This window comes from Caulobacter sp. NIBR2454 (assembly GCF_027474405.1).
Classification (GTDB): Bacteria; Pseudomonadota; Alphaproteobacteria; order Caulobacterales; family Caulobacteraceae; genus Caulobacter.
In genome coordinates this window covers 3,580,879-3,597,855 of the sequence record NZ_CP114871.1, presented here as the reverse complement: position 1 = coordinate 3,597,855, position 16,977 = coordinate 3,580,879, and the positions used below count along the sequence as shown (strand labels likewise).

Genomic DNA, 16,977 nt, shown 5'->3' with positions numbered 1-16,977 from the left:
GGCCCGAGGCCTTGCTGAAAAGCCGCAACGGCGTCAGGACACGCCGCCGGCCTACGACCGGCGGCGTTCTTGCCCGCCGATCAGGCCAGGGTGCGCAGCTTGGGTTCGCGATCGAAGTAGCGAAGCGCCGCCGCCTTCACGAAGGCCGCATCCAGTCCCGTCACGCCCTCGTCCGGCTCGACGCCGGCCTTGTCGAGTAGGGGCTGGGCCTCATCGCTGGCGCCGATGGCCTTCAGGTGGCCGAAGGCGTCCATCACGAACTGCACCGCCGCCGCTTCCTTCAGCAGCGCCGCGCAGCCGTCCGCCGACAAGACCACCGCGATGGCGTCCACCAGCACCGATGGGAAACCGGCCAGCTGACCGTCGGCCGGCCGCAGCGAGCCATCCGACAGCTTGGCGCCGCCGATCTTCGGCGCGATCAGGATCGGCCGGCCGCCGGCCTTGTCGATCTGACCGACCAGCCTGTCGAGCGCGGCGGCGTCCGTGCCGTCGGCGATCAGCACGCCCACCGAACGGCCCTTGAGCGTATCGGCCATGCGCGGACCATTGATGATCCGCAGGGCGGGAGACGGGTCCATGTCCAGCACCGGCGCCGCCGTCGGCGAGGCCTCGGGCAGCGGCATGTTCAGGCCATCGGCCACCCGCTGGGCCAGTTCCGGATCGACATTGACCAGATTGCCCAGCATCCGGGTGCGGATCGGGGCGATGCCGACCTTGGACAGCTCGAACACCAGGGCGGACGCCAGGTGCGCCTGTTCCGCTGGATCGAGCGACCGGAAGAACAGCCGCGCCTGGCTATAGTGATCGGCGAAGCTTTCGGGCCGGATACGCAGCTTCTCGCCATGCTCCGTCTCGGGCCGGGTGACGAAGCCGGTCATCGGGCATTCGCGGGGGCCGGTGACCTCGCCGGCCTCACCCAGGCTGTTGGGCTCGTAGTTGGCCCGGCCCTTGGGCTGCAGCATCTGCATCATGCCGTCGCGCTGGAAGTTCATCACCGGGCATTTGGGCGCGTTGATCGGGATTTGATGGAAGTTGGTGCTACCCAGCCGGCTCTTCTGGGTGTCGAGATAGCTGAACAGGCGTCCCTGCAGCAGCGGGTCGTCGCTGAAGTCGACGCCCGGCACGATGTTGGCCGGGCAGTAGGCCACCTGTTCGGTCTCGGCGAAGAAGTTATCGGGCCAACGGTCCAGGACCATGCGCCCGATCATGCGGATGGGCAGGACCTCTTCGGGGATGATCTTGGTGGGATCGAGCACGTCGAACGGCAGGCTGTCGGCGAAGGCTTGGTCGAAGGCCTGGATGCCCAGCTCCCATTCGGGGAACTCGCCGATGTCGATGGCTTCGAACAGGTCGCGGCGGTGGAAGTCTGGATCGGCGCCGGCGATCTTCACCGCCTCGTCCCAGACCGTCGATTGCAGGCCCTGCTTGGGCTTCCAGTGGAACTTGACGAAGGTCGTCTCGCCCTTGGCGTTGACCAGCTTGAAGGTATGGACCCCAAAACCTTCCATCGTTCGCAGCGAGCGGGGGATGGTGCGGTCGGACATGGCCCACATGATCATGTGGGTCGATTCCGGCATCAGGCTGATGAAGTCCCAGAAGGTGTCATGGGCCGAGGCCGCCTGCGGATAGCCGCGATCGGCCTCCATCTTCACCGAGTGGACCAGGTCCGGGAACTTGATGGCGTCCTGGATGAAGAACACTGGAATGTTGTTGCCCACCAGGTCCCAGTTGCCTTCCTGGGTATAGAACTTGACCGCGAAACCCCGCACGTCGCGGGGCGTGTCCACCGAACCGGCGCCGCCCGCGACGGTGGAGAAGCGCGTAAAGACCGGCGTCTTCTCACCGGCCCGCTGGAACAAGTCGGCCTTGGTGATGTCGGCCAGGGATTCATAGAGCTCGAAGAAGCCGTGCGCCGCCGAGCCGCGAGCATGGACGATCCGTTCCGGAATCCGCTCGTGATCGAAATGGAAGATCTTCTCGCGAAGCATGAAGTCTTCCAGCAGCACCGGTCCGCGGGCGCCGGCCTTGAGCTGGTTCTGATTGTCCGAGACCGGGATGCCCTGATTGGTCGTCAGCCGGTCCTTGATCCCCCCGCTTCCAACCTGCTGATGGGTTTCGCCGCCGGCGCCGATCGCGACGCCGTCCTTGGATGATTTGGCCATGGTCTTTTGCTCCCTCCCGGTACGCACGGGACGAGGCGACAACCATCGCGGGCGGTGATCGTTCCTGCCTCATTTGGGAAGTTGCGCTCCAGGCCGCTTCCGCCTCGCCGCGCGGACCCCTATGGTCGCCGGCGATGGCATCGATCGAACGCGTCCTGGCCCAAGAGGCCGACACCGCCCGCCTGGGCCGCACGGTGGCCCACGCCCTGCGAAAGGGCGAGGCGATCTGCCTTTCGGGTCCCCTGGGCGCTGGCAAGTCGACCCTGGCCCGGGCGCTCGTCCGCGCCTTGACCACGCCCGCCGAAGACGTGCCGTCCCCCACCTTCACCCTGGTGCAGTTCTACGACGGGCCCGACTTTCCGATCGCCCACTTTGACCTCTATCGCCTGACGTCGCCGGACGAGGCTTATGAGATCGGACTGGACGAGGCCCTGGAGGACGGGGCGGTGGTCATCGAATGGCCGCAGCGGCTGGACGGGGCGCTGCCCGCCGACCGACTCGATATAGAGATCACGCCCGAAGGCGAAGGCCGCCGTGCGCGGCTGACCCGCCATGGTGCGTGGAGAGGGCGCGAGCTTGAGTTCTGATCGCAGCGCGGCCAAGGCCGCCTTCCTGGACGCCAACGGCTTCGGGGATGTCCGTCGCGAGCCTTTGAGCGGCGACGCCTCCACCCGTGCCTATGAGCGGCTGCATCGGCCCGACGGGACGACCCTGATCTTCATGGATCAGCCACCCAAGACCGAGACCCCGGCCTGTCCCCCGAACGCAACTCGCCAAGAGCGCCTGGCGCTCGGCTTCAACGCCGCCTATCGCCTGGCCGCCGGCCGCGTTGACGCCTTCGTGGCCTGCGCCCGACACCTCAAGTCGCTGGGCCTGTCCGCCCCAACCGTCCACGCCTTCGACGTGGGCCTTGGCCTCGCCGTTCTGGAGGACCTGGGCGACGGTCTCTACGCCGCCGAGATCGCCGCGGGCGCCAACGAGGTCGAGCTCTACGACGCGGCGGTGGACGCCCTGCTCGTTCTGCACGCCGCCCCGCCGCCCGCCGCCCTGTCCTTCGGAGACGGCGAGTGGCCCCTGCTGACCTATGACGACCTGGCCCTGAAGATGGCCCAGGACCTGCTGGTCGAGTGGCTGCCGAAGCTGCGAACGGAGCTGTCCTTCGACGACCAGGCGATCGCCGACTGGGACGCCCTCTGGTCGCCGATCCGTCAGCGGGCCGAGGCTGGCGCGTCGGTCTTCTGCCACCGCGACTATCACGCAGAGAACCTGCTCTGGCTGCCGGCCCGCGAAGGCGCTGCTCGCGTCGGGCTGATCGACTTCCAGGACGCGGTGAAGGCCCATCCGGCCTGGGACTTCTCCATGCTGCTGCACGACGCTCGCCGCCAGGTGACGCCGGACCTGGAGGAGCGCTGCCTGTCGCGCTACCTCACCGCCCGTCCCGACATCGACGCCGCCCAATTCCGCGCCGACTTCGCGGCCCTGGGCGCCCTGAACACCTGCCGCATCATCGGCATCTTCGCCCGGCTCGTGATCCGCGACGGCAAGCCCCGCTACGAACAGTTCCTGCCCCGCCTGTGGGGCTATCTGGACCGCACCCTGGCCGAGCCATCCATGGCCCCGCTGAAGACCTGGCTCGACGCCAACGTGCCGCTCGAGGCTCGCCGATGAGCGGCCCCAAAACGGCGATGGTTCTGGCGGCGGGTCTGGGCACACGCATGCGGCCGCTCACCAACGACCGGCCCAAGGCCCTGGTCGAGGTCGGCGGCAAGGCTCTGATCGACCACATGCTCGACCGTCTGGTCGCCGCCGGGGTCGAGACCGCCGTGGTCAACGTCCACTATTTCGCCGACCTGATGGAGGCGCACCTCGCGCGCCGGGACGACCTGCGCATCGTCATCTCCGACGAGCGGGCGCAGGCGCTGGAGACCGGGGGCGGGATCAAGAAGGCCCTGCCCCTGCTGCCCACCGACGCCTACTGGGTCGCCAATATCGACTCCGTCTGGATCGACGACGACAGCGCCGCGCTCGACGCCGTGGCCGCCGCCTGGGACCCGGCCCGCATGGACGTCTGCCTGCTGACCGCCTCGACCACCCAATCCCTGGGCTTCCACGCCACCGGCGACCTCTTTCTGTCCGAAGCCGGCGAGGTCCGCTTCAAGGATCAGGGAGAGACCGCACCGCTGGTCTATGTGGGCGTTCACATCGCCAAGCCCTCGGTGGTCGCCAATGGCCCCGAGGGTCCCTTTGGCCTGCTGCCGCTCTGGAAAGACCTGACCCAGACCGGCCGCGTCCACGGCGTCGCGCCCAAGGGCCTGTGGATGCACGTCGGCGACCCCGCCGCGCGGGAGGCGGCCGAGGCGCGCCTGCGGTGACCGTCTTCGACGCCCCCGGACCCCGCTGGTTCTCAATCCCGGCGCATCGTCCTTTCGTTGAGGACCTGGCCGCCGGTCTGCACGCACGGCTGTCGCCGCTCGGTCCCGAGGCTCTGTCGCAGGCCACGGTGCTCACCCCCACCCGCCGGGGCGCCCGCGCTCTGGCCGACGCGTTCGTGGCCGCGGCCGGCGCGAAGGCCATGCTGCTGCCGCAGATTCGCGCGCTGGGTGATCTGGACGAGGGCGAGCCGCCCTTCGAGCCGGGCGACCTGGCGCTCGACCTGCCGCCCGCCGTCTCCTCCTGGCGTCGCCGGTTCGAGTTGGCTCGCATCGCCGCCGATCATTCGCACCTGCTGGAGCGCGACCTCGACGCCTCCGCCGCCCTGGAGATGGCCGACGCCCTGGCCGGCTTCCTCGACAGCGCCCAGATCGAGGAGGTCGCCGCCCGTGGCCGCCTTGAAAGCCTGGTCGACGGCGACCTCGCCAAGCACTGGCAGGTCTCGGCGCGGTTCCTCACCGCCGCCCTCGACGCCTGGGCTGACCGCCTGCGCGAGCTGGACCTGATCGACGTGTCCGAGCGGCGGGTCAGACTGCTCCGCGCTTTGGGCGAGCTATGGACTACGCAGCCGCCCAAGGGCGTGATGATCGCCGCCGGCTCCACCGGCACCGCACCCGCCACCGCCGACCTGCTGGCGGTGATCGCCGGCCTGCCGCAGGGCGCGGTGGTGCTGCCGGGTCTGGACGAGGGGCTTGCTGAAAGCGCTTGGGCCGATGTGGGCGAGCAGCATCCGCAGGGCGCCATGAAGCGCTTGCTGCATCGCGCCGGCTCCAGCCGCGACGCCGTGCGCCCCTGGTTTCCGGAGGCCGACAGCCAGGGCCGCTGGCGTCGCCGCCTGGTCAACGAAGCCCTGCGCCCAGCCGAAGCCACCGCCGACTGGCTCGCCCAGATCGCCCGCCTCCGCGCCGAGGCGCCGGCCGGAGTCGATCCCTTCGCCGAGGGGCTGAAGGGCCTGTCCGTCGCCGCCGCCCGCACGGAAGAAGAAGCCGCCCTCGTCTGCGCCCTGCTGCTGCGCGAGTCGCTGGAGACGCCGGGCCTGACCTGCGCCCTGGTCACCCCCGACCGCGAACTGGCGCGCCGGGTCGGAGCCCGCCTCGCCCGCTGGGGCGTCGCCGCCGATGACTCGGCCGGCTCCGATCTCGCCGGCTATCCGGTCGCCGTCCTCGCCGATCATGTGGCGGCCTTGAGCGCCGATCCGCTCGATCCTGTTCGCCTCCTCGCCGTGGCCAAGCATCCGCTTGTCCGCCTCGGGTTCGATGACGCTAAATTGTCCGACGCTCGCCGCCGTTTGGAGGGCAGGGGCCTGCGCGGTCCGCGGCCGCCCAGCCGCGAGCGGCTGTTTGAAAAGTTGAAGGACGAACCGGAGGCCGCCGACCTCGCCCGCCGCCTCTTCACCGCCCTGGATCTGGCTGCGGAGCCTTTCGCGACCGGTCCTGCATCCCCGCCCGATGCGGCGGTGGCCCTGGCCCGGTCGATGGAAGCATTGGCCGATGGCCCCGACGGCTTCGGCGCCCTGTGGAACGGCGCTGGCGGCGAAGGTTTGGGCGGTCTGCTCGCCGCTCTGTCCGGCGAAGGCGAAGGCCTGCCCGAGGTCGACGCTTCTGGCTTCCACGACCTGCTGGGCCGCCTGATCGGCGGTGAGACCGTGCGCACCGGCGGCGCGACCCATCCGCGTCTGCGCATCCTCGGCGCCATCGAGGCGCGTCTGGTCCGCGCCGACCGCCTGATCCTCGCCGGCCTGGAAGAAGGCGTCTGGCCCAAGGCGCCGCCCACCGACCCCTTCCTGTCGCGCCCCATGCGCAAGGCCTTGGACCTGCCGCCGCCCGAACGCCGCGTCGGCCTTTCCGCGCACGACTTCGCCCAGGCCGCCAGCGCGCCGGAAGTCGTGCTCGTCCACAGCGAACGCCGGGGCGGCGCGCCCGCCGTGGAGTCCCGCTGGCTGTGGCGTCTGCGCACCCTGGCCAGGGGCGCGGGCGCCGCCCTACCCGAACGCCATGACGTGCTGGAATGGGCGAGAGCCATCGATGCGCCCAAGTCCTACGACCCGGTCAAACGACCGGCTCCCAAGCCTCCGGTCGCGCATCGCCCAACGACCATGCCGGTCACCCGGGTCGAGGCCCTGACCCGCGACCCCTACGCCGTCTGGGCTCGCGCCATCCTGAACCTCAAGCGCATCGACCGCCCGGACGAGCCGGTGGATGTCAGGGCGCGCGGCACCGCCATCCACCGCGCCTTCGAGAAACTGGTGGAGCAGCATCCGCATCCCGGACCCCTGCCCGCCGATCTGGCCGCGATCTTCCGCGACCTCTACCTGACCGCCCTGCGCGAGGAGGGCATGCCCGACGCCGCCCTGGTGCGCGAAGCCGCCCTAGCCCGCGAGGCGGCCGCCTGGGTCGCCGACCTGGAGGAACGGCGCCGCGAGCACGCCGCCCGTATCGTGGTCGAACAGTCCGGCAAGCTGGTCTTCCCAACCGCCCTGGGCGACTTCACCCTCACCGCCAAGGCCGACCGTATCGAGGTCACACCCGACGCCGTGGGCCACATCCTCGACTACAAGACCGGCGCGGCGCCCACTGCCAAGATGGTCGAGGCCGGCTTCTCGCCGCAGCTGACCCTCACCGCCGCCATCCTGATGCGGGGCGGGTTCGAGGGGATCGACCGGGTGATGCCCGGCGACCTGACCTATCTGCGCGTCACCGGCCGAAAGCCCGCCGGGCAGGAGGTGACGGTGGCCGCCGCCGGGGCCGAAAGCCTGGACGCCGCAGAACACGCCTTCGAGGGGCTGCGCCGCCTGATCGACCGCTACGCCGATCCCGATCAACCCTATCTGTCCCGCGTCGCGCCGCAGTTCGTGAAGGACCACGCCGGCGACTATGCCCACCTGGCGCGGGTGTTCGAATGGTCCACCGCGGGTGAAGACGGGGGCGACGAATGACGTTGCTCGATCCCCCAATTCTCGACCCTCAGGCGATCGCCGCCGATCCGGCCATCAACGCCTTCGTCACCGCCAACGCCGGCTCGGGCAAGACCAAGACCCTGATCGACCGCGTGGCCCGCCTGCTGTTGGCCGGCGCCGAGCCCGAAGCGATCCTGTGCGTGACCTTCACCAAGGCCGCCGCCGCCGAGATGCAGCGCCGCCTCTACCAGACCCTCGGCGGCTGGTCGGTGCTGGAGGGCGAGCCGCTTTCGAGGGAGTTGGAGAAGCTCGAAGGCTCCGGCGCGGGGCGGGACCTGTCCAAGGCCCGCCGCCTCTTCGCCAAGGCGCTGGAGACGCCCGGCGGTCTGAAGATCCAGACCATCCACGCCTTCTGCGAAAAGCTGCTGCGGCGCTTCCCGCTGGAGGCCGGCGTGTCGCCCGGCTTCACGGTGATGGATGACGCGGCCTCCGCCGCCCTGGCCGAAGCCGCCCGCCGCCGCACGGCGCTGGAGGCGGAGAAGGGAGGCTTGCTGGGCGAGGCCTACGCTCGCTTCTCGGTGGCCCTGGATTTCCAGGCCTTCCAGAACATGTTCCGCACCTTCGAGGACCGGCGCGGCGCCATCGGCGCCTATGTGGAACGCTGCGGCGGCTTTTCGGCCATGGTCGCCGACGTCTGGGACGTGTGCGGATTCGGCGAGCCGCAGGACCCGCACACCATCGCCGCCGACTTTATGGCTCGCCTCGACCGCGACCTGTGGCGCGACGTGGCGGCGACGCTGGCGGCCGGGACCAAGACCGACATCAAGTGCGCCGAGCAGCTGGGCGCGGTCGCCAACGATCCCGACGCCACCTTCGACGACGCCCTGGTCCCGCTGTTCACCGAAAAGGGCGAGGGCACGCCCGCGACCTGGCCGACGAAGACCAGCGGGCTGAAGAGCCGCGAGGATTTGCGGGGCCGGCTACTCGACCAGCAGAACGCCATGGAGGACGCCCGCGCCCTGCGCCGCGCGGCCCGGGTCGCGGCTGACACGGTCGATGTCCTGCTGCTGGCCTGGACCTACACCAAGGCCTACGAGGCCGAGAAACGAGCGCGCGGCGCGCTGGATTTCACCGACCTCATCGAACATGTCCACCAGCTGCTCACTCGCCGCACCGACGCGTCCTGGGTGCTGTTCAAGCTGGACGGCGGGGTCGATCACATCCTGGTGGACGAGGCCCAGGACACCGCCCCCGAGCAGTGGGAGATCTTGCGCGAACTGACTGGTGAGTTCTTCAGCGGCGCCGGATCGCCCGGCTGGCGGACGGGCACGGACGAGCGGACGCTGTTCGTGGTCGGTGACGAGAAGCAGTCGATCTACTCCTTCCAGGGCGCCGATCCCGAACGCCTGCTGGTCGAGACCCGGCGCTATATCGGTCAGATCGAGGCGGTGGGGCGCACCGCCAAAGGCGTGCCTCTGACCGTCTCTTACCGCTCCACCAAGCAGGTGCTGTCCTTCGTCGACGCCCTGTTCGAGGCGCCTGAGATGCGCGCCGGGGTGCCGCCACCGTCCGGCGAGGACCGGGTCATCCACCGTCCTTTCCGCATCGAGCATGCCGGCTGCGTCGACCTCTGGCCCCTGGAGCAGGAGATCAAGGAAGACGAACGCGACGCCTGGGATACGCCTCTGGACGTGGAAAGCGCCCAGAGCGCCAATCGCCGCCTGGCCCGCCGCATCGCCGCCGAGATCAAGGCCCTGCTGGAGCGCGGCGAGGCGGTCTTCGACAAGGAAACCAAGGCCTGGCGTCCGGCAACGGCCGGCGATGTCCTGATCCTGGTCCGCCGCCGCAAGGCGCTGTTCGAGGACATCCTGCGCGAGCTGAAACACGCCGGCCTGCCCGTCGCCGGCGCCGACCGTCTGGCCCTGTCCGCGCATATCGCGTTCGACGACCTGTTGGCCCTCGCCCGCTTCGCCCTCTACCCGCAGGACGAGCTAACCCTGGCCGCGCTGCTCAAGAGCCCGTTCTGCGGGTTGAGTGACGACGAGCTCTACGCCCTGGCTCATGCTCGCAAGGACAACCTCTGGCGCGTGGTCCGCGATCAGGCCGAAGGGCCGGCCGGCTTCCTGCGCTGGGCGCGGGGCGAGGTTCATCGCCGGCCGTTCGAGTTCTTCTCCCGCGCCCTGAACTTCAGCGGCCCGGACGGCGTCTCCATGCGGGCCCGCATCCTCACCCGCCTGGGGGCCGAGGCGGCCGACGCCCTCGACGAATTCCTGGCCCAGGTCCTGGCCGCTGAGCAGCGCGGGGTGAACGACCTGGAGGCCTTGGTCGCCGCCTTCGCCGCCCTCGACATCACCGTAAAACGCGAGATGGAGGGCGCTCGAGCGGAGGTGCGGGTGATGACCGCCCACGGTTCCAAGGGGTTGGAGGCGCCGATCGTCATCCTGCCGGAGATGGCTCTCAAGGACGCCTCGCGCGGCTCGCCCCTGCTGGCCACCGCCGACGGCGGCTTCCTGTGGTGCGCGTCGGCCAAGAATGACTGCGAGCCCTCCGCCGCCGCCCGCGAACGGCGCAAGACCAAGGACCAGGAAGAGGGGCTGCGCCTTCTCTATGTCGCCCTGACCCGGGCCCGGGACCGTCTGATTCTGTGCGGCCGCATCGACGCGCGCACCAAGCTGGAGAATGTCGCCGGCTGGTACGGCGCCGCCGAAGCCGCCTTCCGCCATCCGGAGATCGCGCACGATGTGCGAACCCTGGGCCAGGGTGAGGCGACCTTCCGCCGCTATGGTCCCGATCCCATGACCCTGCCGCGTGGCGAAGCGGCCCAGAAACCGCCCGTCACCCTGCCGTCCTGGGCTTTGCAGGCCGCTGCGCCGGAACGCCCCGACATCCGTTACGCCGCCCCGTCCATGCTGGGCGAGGACGAGACCGCCAAGGCGCCGTCACCCCTGGCGCGGGTCGCGGGCCTGGGCCGCTATCGCCGCGGCACGATCATCCACCGGCTCTTGCAGCTGTTGCCAGACGTGCCGTCCTCCGAGCGTCCCGCCGCCGCCCGCCGGCTGCTGATGGGCGAGCGCGACCTGACCGAGGATCAGCGGGCCGAGATGGCCGCCGCCGCCTTGACGGTGCTGGACGATCCCCGCTTCGCCGAGGTGTTCGGCCCAGGCTCGCGGCCCGAGGTGGCCCTGGCTGGCGCGGCCTCGACCTTGCCGGGCGGCCTGGCCGTATCGGGGCGGGTCGATCGCCTGGTGGTGCTGCCCGACCGGGTGCTGGTGGTCGATTTCAAGACCAACCGCCCGGCACCCGAGCGCATCGAGGACGCCGCCCAGGCCTATCTGGTGCAGATGGCCGTCTATGCGGCGGTGCTGTCCGAGGTCTTCCCAGGCAGAAGGATCGAGGGCGCGCTTGTATGGACAGACGGTCCCAAACTGATGCCCGTTCCAGAAAAGGTGATGGCCGATGCGCTGGCCAAGCTGGAGCGCAACGGTTGATGCGGCGGAACCCGCGTCCTACATCATTCGCTGAAAGAGCCGCGCGGGCGATTCCCGCCGCTAACAGGAGCACTTGATCTCATGAGCACCGTTCAGGTGACCGACGAATCCTTCGAAGCCGACGTGCTGAAGGCCGACAAACCCGTCTTGGTCGATTTCTGGGCCGAATGGTGCGGCCCATGCAAACAGATCGCCCCCGCCCTGGAGCAGATTTCCGAGGAGCTGGCCGACGTGGTCACCGTGGCCAAGGTCAATATCGAGGACAGCCCGACCACCCCGTCGCGCTATGGCGTGCGCGGCATCCCGACCATGATGCTGTTCCGCAATGGCCAGATGGCGTCGATGAAGGTCGGCGCCATGCCCAAGCAGAAGATCCTCGAATGGCTCAGCGAAGCCGGCGTTCAGCCCGCCGCCTGAGCGCGCTGACATCCACATAGAGGAACGGCCCGTCTCCTCGCGGAGGCGGGCCGTTCTTGTTCGTGGTCAGCCCAAATTGGGGTCAGGCCAGACCGTCGAACCCTTCATAGGCCGAGCTGGCGCCCAGGATGCTGACGCCGTAGGTCGCCTGACCAGCGAACAGGTCGGCGTAGAACTCGCGCACGGCGTCGTCATAGACGCCGACGCCCGCCTGCAGACCCTTGTGGAGCAGGAAGCCGGCCGCCGCGGCCTTGGCCCCTAGATCACCGCCGCCCAGCGCCTTGAAGTAGGACTCCTGCGCAACGACGTAGTCGATGGCGGCGCTGACATTGACGCCCGCCGCGGCGGCCTGGCTGTTGCCGATGATCGCCGCGTACATCTTGGTCACCGCCCCCTTGAAGTCGAGCGCGCCATAGGCGGTGTTGAAGGCTGCGGCGCCTTCGCCTTTGACGCCCAGGTTCACCGCCATGTTGATGTAGCGGTTCTCGGCGTTCAGTAGGGCGTAGGTGGGGTCGGTCAGGTCGGCGGCATTGGTGGGGCTGTCCACCAGATAGGTCATCCCCGCCTGGGTTGGGATCTTGCCGGTGAAGAACTGATAGACCTGAAGCGCGACGCCGGTGGTGTCCGATCCGAACTCCACCATCTTGTCCAGGAATTGCGCCGGGGTCGCCGTGCCGGCGTTCAGCTGGCTGACCCATTTGGCCATCTCCTGGGCTTCCACATAGAACTCGTTCTTGACCTTCTGGCCGGTCGGCGTGGTCAAGAACTCCTCCAGCGCCTTGGACGAGGTGGCGGCGATGCCGGCCAGCGCCTTGAAGGCGTCCTGCACCTGCTGGACCGACGGGGTGAGGACTGGATTGGTCGGCGTCGTCGGCGTTCCTCCCCCCGTGATCTCGCTCAGAGGCGTTTCGGGCGGATACTTGGCGAGCGCGTCCTTCAGGGTCTGGACCCCGATGTCGATCAGCCCTGGATTGGCCTCGACGGTCTTGAGCGCCGCATCAATCTCCGGCGTCAGGACATTGAGGCTCTGCAGCATTGCGCGGATGTCGCTAAACTTGAAACTGGCCTTGATCAGCCCTGCATCCACCAGCTGGATCAGCCAGGAGAAATCTCCGATCGTCGGTACGGTCGCCATGTCTATTGTGTCCCCATCTGCCTTGGCCGGGCCTGCGCTCGGCCGTCCGGGCGGGACGTTAGGGATGGTCGCGGGTGTGGGGCATCCCCGATACCGGGGGTTGACCGGGTCGCTCAGACCAGGCCGCGCCGCGCGGCTTCCAGCGCCACTTCGGCCCGCGAGGCGATGTTGAGCTTGCGATAGACCGTCTTTACATAGCCGGCGACGGTATGGTCGCTGATCCCCAGAACATGGGCGGCTTCGCTCACTCGCAATCCGCGTCCCAGCAGGGCGAGCACTTCGGTCTCGCGCGGCGTCAGGGGCTCCATATCGCTCGGCGGCGCGGCGGGCTCGGCCCTGCGGAAATGCTCCAGCATCCGGCGGGCGATAGACGGTGACAGCGGCGGCTCGCCTCGCTCGATGCGCCGTAGCGCTTCCACGAAGGCGGGGGTGTCCTGATCCTTGAGCAGGTAGCCCTGGGCGCCGGCGGCGATGGCGTCGAAGAGATTGGTGTCGTCATCGAAGATCGTCGTGACGATCGAGATCGTGTGGGGCTGCGTACGAGCCATCTGGCCGACCAGGTCGATCCCCGACCCATCCGGCAGGCCGATATCGACCAGGGCCAGATCAGGCTCGCGGCGCTGCAGCGACTCGCGAGCCCCGCGCAGGTCATCCACCGCCACCACCTCGATGTCGAAGGCCTGGTAGAGTGCGCCGACCAGCCATTCGCGCGTGCTGGCGTGATCCTCCACCACGAGGCCCCTGAGCCGACGGTCCTTGTTCAGGCTATGGATCGAGGTCATGGCCGCCCTGTTTAGTCCTGCGCCAGTCTAGGCGCGCGGAGAAGTCATGCTCATCCCCCAAACAGGGGAGGTCATGCGGGCGCCAGGGGCAAGGATAGCGCGATCCCCGCGCCGCGAGACTGGTCGGGGAACGTCAGCTCGCCCCCGAGTTCGCGCACCCGCCGCACCATGTTGCGAAGGCCTGAGCCGCCGGGGCCATCACTCGTTCGCTCCGACATGCCCACGCCATCGTCGCTGACCACGGTCCGCAGGCGTCCTGCCACGGCGGCTATGGTGACGCTGACCCGCGAGGCCTGGGCATGACGGATGGCGTTGCTGATCATTTCGCGATGGGCGGAGATCAGGGCGCGATAGGTTCGATAGTCGAGCATGACCTCGCTGTCGTCGGCGTCGGGAGTCGCCCAGTCCAGCTCCAGGCCGGCGACCTCCAGCCGGCGGGCGGTTTCGTGCCGCAGGTCGGCGATCACCTGACTCAGCGGCAGGCCGTCGCCGGTCATGCCGCTGACGATCACCCGGATGTCGCCGAGGGCGTCGCGGACCGCTTCGCGGGTGGCGGGCAGGTCCTTGGTGTGCAAACCCGACAACAGGCGCGCGCCGACGTCGTCGTGCAGGTCGCGGGCGATACGGTGCCGCTCCTCGCTGACCCCTCGCTCATAAGCCTCACGGCTGTCCTGCACGTGGCTCATCATCGAGGCCAACTGCCGCGCCAGCTTCAGGTGCGGGCGCCCGAACAAGCCTCGTCCGCGCCAGGGATATTGCAAAACCAGGGCCGGGCTGTCGGCCGTCGCCGGCACGGTGAGACACAGACCATCCTCGGTGGCGGACGGCGCCGCTATCGGGGCCTGGGTTGGCGTGATCTCCAGTGGTTCAAAGAGGCGATTGAGCAGCTCGCGCCAGCGGTCGCCGCGCTCCCGACGAGTGCCGCCGAAGGCGACCTCGATCACCGCATTGAACAGTTCATGGTCCTCCATGGTGCGGCGCGCGACCATGCGTCTCCACAACCAGTCGCGCAGCGGCAGATAGGCGAAGGCGACCACCAGCAACGACAGGCCAAGGGCCGGCCCCTCCTCCAGGGGCAGGGCCATGACCAGGACCACGTCGAGCACCACGAAGGCGGCGGCCGCGCCGGCGTAGAACAGGATCGTGAAGGCCCAATCCTTGAGATCGAACAGGCGGTACCGGCGCAGACCTAGGGCGACGCCTGCATGGATCAGCAGGAAGAAGCCGAAGGCGTAGCCCTGCGGCATGGCGGGGGCGAACCCTAGAACCTGCGGGGCGGCCATCATGGCGACGAAAGCCCCGGCGCCGATCGTGACCGAGAGCCCCAGCCACAACAGCGCCGCGCGAGAAGCCGGGTCTTTTCGCACCGCGATGGCCTGGGCCAGGATCGCGGCCACGATCAAGGCCATCTCTGTCACGATGGGCAGGTGATAGCTGATCGCCACATCCGGCAGCAGCCGCAACATCCCGGCGGCGCCCCAGATCCCGAAGATCAACGGCGCGACCAGAAAACCGGCTGGCGGCGCCAGGCGCTTGGGATAGCTCAGGAAGACATTGATCATCGCCACCCCGAACAGGCTGGCGCCGACATAGTTGGCTCCTGTCAGGACGCGGAACAGCCCCGCGTCGAGCGCCAGTTCGCGGGTGCTGTAGATCGCCGCCGCATGGGTGAAGATCAGCATGGCCAATCCGGTCAGAGCGAACATCCGCGCCGCCCAGTCTCCCGGCCGCATGGCCCAGACCCAGGCCGAGATCAGCAGGCCGCCAAAGCCGACCCCCACCTGAAACCAGAAGCCGAAGGGCAGGTCGCCGATACGCGCTGGGCACGGCGATATGGCGATCCGGCGCTCCGCACCGTCAGCCTGCCGAAGGCGCAGTTGCACGGCCTCCTGGGCCAGGAGGCCAGCGAGGGCCTGTTGTCGCTCCATGAAGCGATCGCGGCCCGGAAAACTGTCGATGACGTCCGGTTCTTCGATCAGGTCATCGGAAAGCGGAAGAACGATCCGATCGCCGGCCGCGATGGACAGAAGGCGCTCGCCCTTCAGCGCGCCCGCCGCGTCGTGTTCGATGACGACGCCGCCATCGTCCGCCGGCGCCAATTCAAGCCCCAAGCGCGGTGTGGAAAGCGCCAGCGCGGTCGCCGCGATCAAGGCGGCGAGCCCAAGCAACACGGCCGCCACGACGGTCACCACTGGCGACCTTAAGCCCAGCACCCCCACCATGCCCCCCTTCGCATGTGCGCTACTTGGCGCAACAGACGTCACGAAGGGCGGTGCGGCAAGCTCTGGCGAAGGCGCCTGCGACAGGGCGTCGCGGCCTGGAGAGGGCGATCCCCCTTGGTCAGCGGGGCCAGGTTTCTTCCGAACGGGCCAGGATTTCGCCCGCCAGATAGAGCGATCCGGCGGCGACGATGTGAGGCGGACCATCCTGCATCAACGCTTCGGCCAGGGCGGAGTCGACGTCCGGGCAGGCGACCGCCCGCAAGCCGGCGGCCTTGGCCGCCAGGGCGAGGGTCACCGGATCGGCCGCGGCGTCGGCCTCGAAGGCGGTGGTGAAGACTACGGGATTTAGATGGGCCAGGGCCTCGAAGAAGCCAGCGGCGTCCTTGTTGGCCAGCAAGCCGACGATCAGCGCCACCGGCCGTCCATCCTTTAGGGACAGATGGCCCAGGGCGTCGGCCAGAGCATGGGCCGCATGCGGATTGTGCCCGCCGTCCAGCCAGAAGTCGGTTCCCGCCACCCGCGCCTTCAGAGCGAAGGGGCCGGCCGTCAGACGCTGGAAACGCGCGGGCCAGACCGCCTCGGCGACACCCTTGGCGATGGCCGACTCGTCAATGCGTGGGTCGGCCAGGGCCAGGATCGCGGCGACCGCCACGCCGGCGTTCTCGACCTGGTGAGCGCCGAACAGCGACGGTTCGGGCAGGTCCAGCAGCCGATCCTCCATCTGCACCAGCAGGCGCCCGCCCTCGCTCCAGGCGTCGAAGTCGCGGCCCATCAAGGTCAGGGGTGAGCCGGTCCGCTCGGCCTGGGCCTCAATGACCGCCTGCGCCTCATCCTGTTGGCGCGCGCTGACGGTTCTTGCGCCGCGCTTGATGATCCCGGCCTTCTCACCCGCGATGGTGGCGATGTCATTGCCGAGGAATTCACGGTGGTCGATGTCCACCGGGGCGATGACGCTCACCCGTGGCGCTGGAATGACATTGGTGGCGTCCAGCACCCCGCCCAGGCCCACCTCAAGCAGCAGCAGGTCAGCCGGCGTCTCGGCGAAGGCGACCAGGGCGGCGGCAGTGGTGATCTCGAAGAAGGTGATCGGCTGGCCGTCATTGGCCGCCTCCACCCGGTCGAGGATGTCGGCCAGATGGTCGTCCTCGATCAGCTTGCCGCCCAGACGGATTCGCTCGGCGAAGCGGACGAGGTGGGGCGAGGTGAAGACGTGAACCTTCAGGCCCGCCGCCTCGGCGATCGATCGCATGAAGGCGACGGTCGAGCCCTTGCCGTTGGTGCCGGCCACATGGACGGTCGGCGGCAGCCGGTCCTGAGGATCGCCCAGGGCGGCGCACAGCCGGCGCATGCGATCCAGCGACAGGTCGATCTTCTTGGGGTGCAACGCTTGCAGCCGCGCCAGAGCGGCGTCATGCGCGCGAAGGTGGTCGCTCATGGCGTGGGCG

At 69.0% G+C, this 16,977-nt stretch carries 11 protein-coding genes; 6 read left to right on the top strand and 5 right to left on the bottom strand.

The annotated features are described in order from the left end of the window. Positions 1-80: 80 nt before the first annotated feature. On the bottom strand, positions 81-2,162 hold the full coding sequence (locus O5K31_RS17315; protein WP_269714993.1) for a catalase: 2,082 nt from the start codon (positions 2,160-2,162) through the stop codon (positions 81-83). Between the two features lie 134 nt (positions 2,163-2,296). Here O5K31_RS17315 and tsaE point away from each other — a divergent pair, with 134 nt between their 5' ends. The 6 genes from tsaE (at position 2,297) to trxA (ending at position 11,393) form a co-directional block, all read left to right on the top strand. Next, positions 2,297-2,749 (top strand): tRNA (adenosine(37)-N6)-threonylcarbamoyltransferase complex ATPase subunit type 1 TsaE, encoded by a 453-nt coding sequence (gene tsaE / locus O5K31_RS17310; RefSeq protein ID WP_269714992.1) that lies wholly within the window; start codon positions 2,297-2,299, stop codon positions 2,747-2,749. Then, positions 2,739-3,830 carry an N-acetylmuramate/N-acetylglucosamine kinase AmgK gene (gene amgK, locus O5K31_RS17305; RefSeq protein WP_269714991.1) on the top strand — a complete coding sequence of 364 codons (1,092 nt, stop codon included), beginning with the start codon at positions 2,739-2,741 and terminating at the stop codon, positions 3,828-3,830. The genes tsaE and amgK overlap by 11 nt, the downstream gene beginning before the upstream one ends. Continuing rightward, a complete protein-coding gene (murU, locus tag O5K31_RS17300) occupies positions 3,827-4,534 on the top strand; it encodes an N-acetylmuramate alpha-1-phosphate uridylyltransferase MurU (RefSeq protein ID WP_269714990.1) in 708 nt (235 codons plus the stop codon). The genes amgK and murU overlap by 4 nt, the downstream gene beginning before the upstream one ends. Continuing rightward, positions 4,531-7,527, top strand: coding sequence for a double-strand break repair protein AddB (gene addB / locus O5K31_RS17295; protein WP_269714989.1), 2,997 nt, complete (start codon positions 4,531-4,533; stop codon positions 7,525-7,527). Before murU ends, addB begins: the two co-directional genes overlap by 4 nt. Further along, positions 7,524-10,976: a double-strand break repair helicase AddA gene (gene addA / locus O5K31_RS17290; protein WP_269714988.1), complete on the top strand. Its 3,453-nt coding sequence runs from the start codon at positions 7,524-7,526 to the stop codon at positions 10,974-10,976. The genes addB and addA overlap by 4 nt, the downstream gene beginning before the upstream one ends. Positions 10,977-11,057: 81 nt before the next feature. Then, positions 11,058-11,393 carry a thioredoxin gene (trxA, locus tag O5K31_RS17285; protein WP_269714987.1) on the top strand — a complete coding sequence of 112 codons (336 nt, stop codon included), beginning with the start codon at positions 11,058-11,060 and terminating at the stop codon, positions 11,391-11,393. An 82-nt stretch (positions 11,394-11,475) separates the two neighbouring features. Here the strand turns inward: trxA and O5K31_RS17280 are convergent, their stop codons facing one another. From O5K31_RS17280 to O5K31_RS17265, 4 genes are all read right to left on the bottom strand, one after another. Beyond that, complete coding sequence (locus tag O5K31_RS17280; RefSeq protein ID WP_269714986.1) at positions 11,476-12,528, bottom strand: hypothetical protein; 1,053 nt, start codon at positions 12,526-12,528, stop codon at positions 11,476-11,478. 113 nt (positions 12,529-12,641) lie between these two features. Continuing rightward, on the bottom strand, positions 12,642-13,310 hold the full coding sequence (locus tag O5K31_RS17275) for a response regulator (RefSeq protein WP_269714985.1): 669 nt from the start codon (positions 13,308-13,310) through the stop codon (positions 12,642-12,644). Positions 13,311-13,381: 71 nt separating this feature from the next. Beyond that, positions 13,382-15,499, bottom strand: coding sequence for a sensor histidine kinase (locus tag O5K31_RS17270; protein WP_269714984.1), 2,118 nt, complete (start codon positions 15,497-15,499; stop codon positions 13,382-13,384). A 151-nt stretch (positions 15,500-15,650) separates the two neighbouring features. Further along, positions 15,651-16,967, bottom strand: coding sequence for a bifunctional folylpolyglutamate synthase/dihydrofolate synthase (locus O5K31_RS17265; RefSeq protein WP_269714983.1), 1,317 nt, complete (start codon positions 16,965-16,967; stop codon positions 15,651-15,653). Positions 16,968-16,977 lie beyond the last annotated feature (10 nt).

What these genes read in the sequence shown, in the direction of transcription:
- O5K31_RS17315 (WP_269714993.1), bottom strand. Translation starts at nt 2,162, where the DNA reads ATGGCCAAATCATCCAAGGACGGCGTCGCGATCGGCGCCGGCGGCGAA.
- tsaE (WP_269714992.1), top strand. Translation starts at nt 2,297, where the DNA reads ATGGCATCGATCGAACGCGTCCTGGCCCAAGAGGCCGACACCGCCCGC.
- murU (WP_269714990.1), top strand. Translation starts at nt 3,827, where the DNA reads ATGAGCGGCCCCAAAACGGCGATGGTTCTGGCGGCGGGTCTGGGCACA.
- addA (WP_269714988.1), top strand. Translation starts at nt 7,524, where the DNA reads ATGACGTTGCTCGATCCCCCAATTCTCGACCCTCAGGCGATCGCCGCC.
- trxA (WP_269714987.1), top strand. Translation starts at nt 11,058, where the DNA reads ATGAGCACCGTTCAGGTGACCGACGAATCCTTCGAAGCCGACGTGCTG.
- O5K31_RS17280 (WP_269714986.1), bottom strand. Translation starts at nt 12,528, where the DNA reads ATGGCGACCGTACCGACGATCGGAGATTTCTCCTGGCTGATCCAGCTG.
- O5K31_RS17275 (WP_269714985.1), bottom strand. Translation starts at nt 13,310, where the DNA reads ATGACCTCGATCCATAGCCTGAACAAGGACCGTCGGCTCAGGGGCCTC.
- O5K31_RS17265 (WP_269714983.1), bottom strand. Translation starts at nt 16,967, where the DNA reads ATGAGCGACCACCTTCGCGCGCATGACGCCGCTCTGGCGCGGCTGCAA.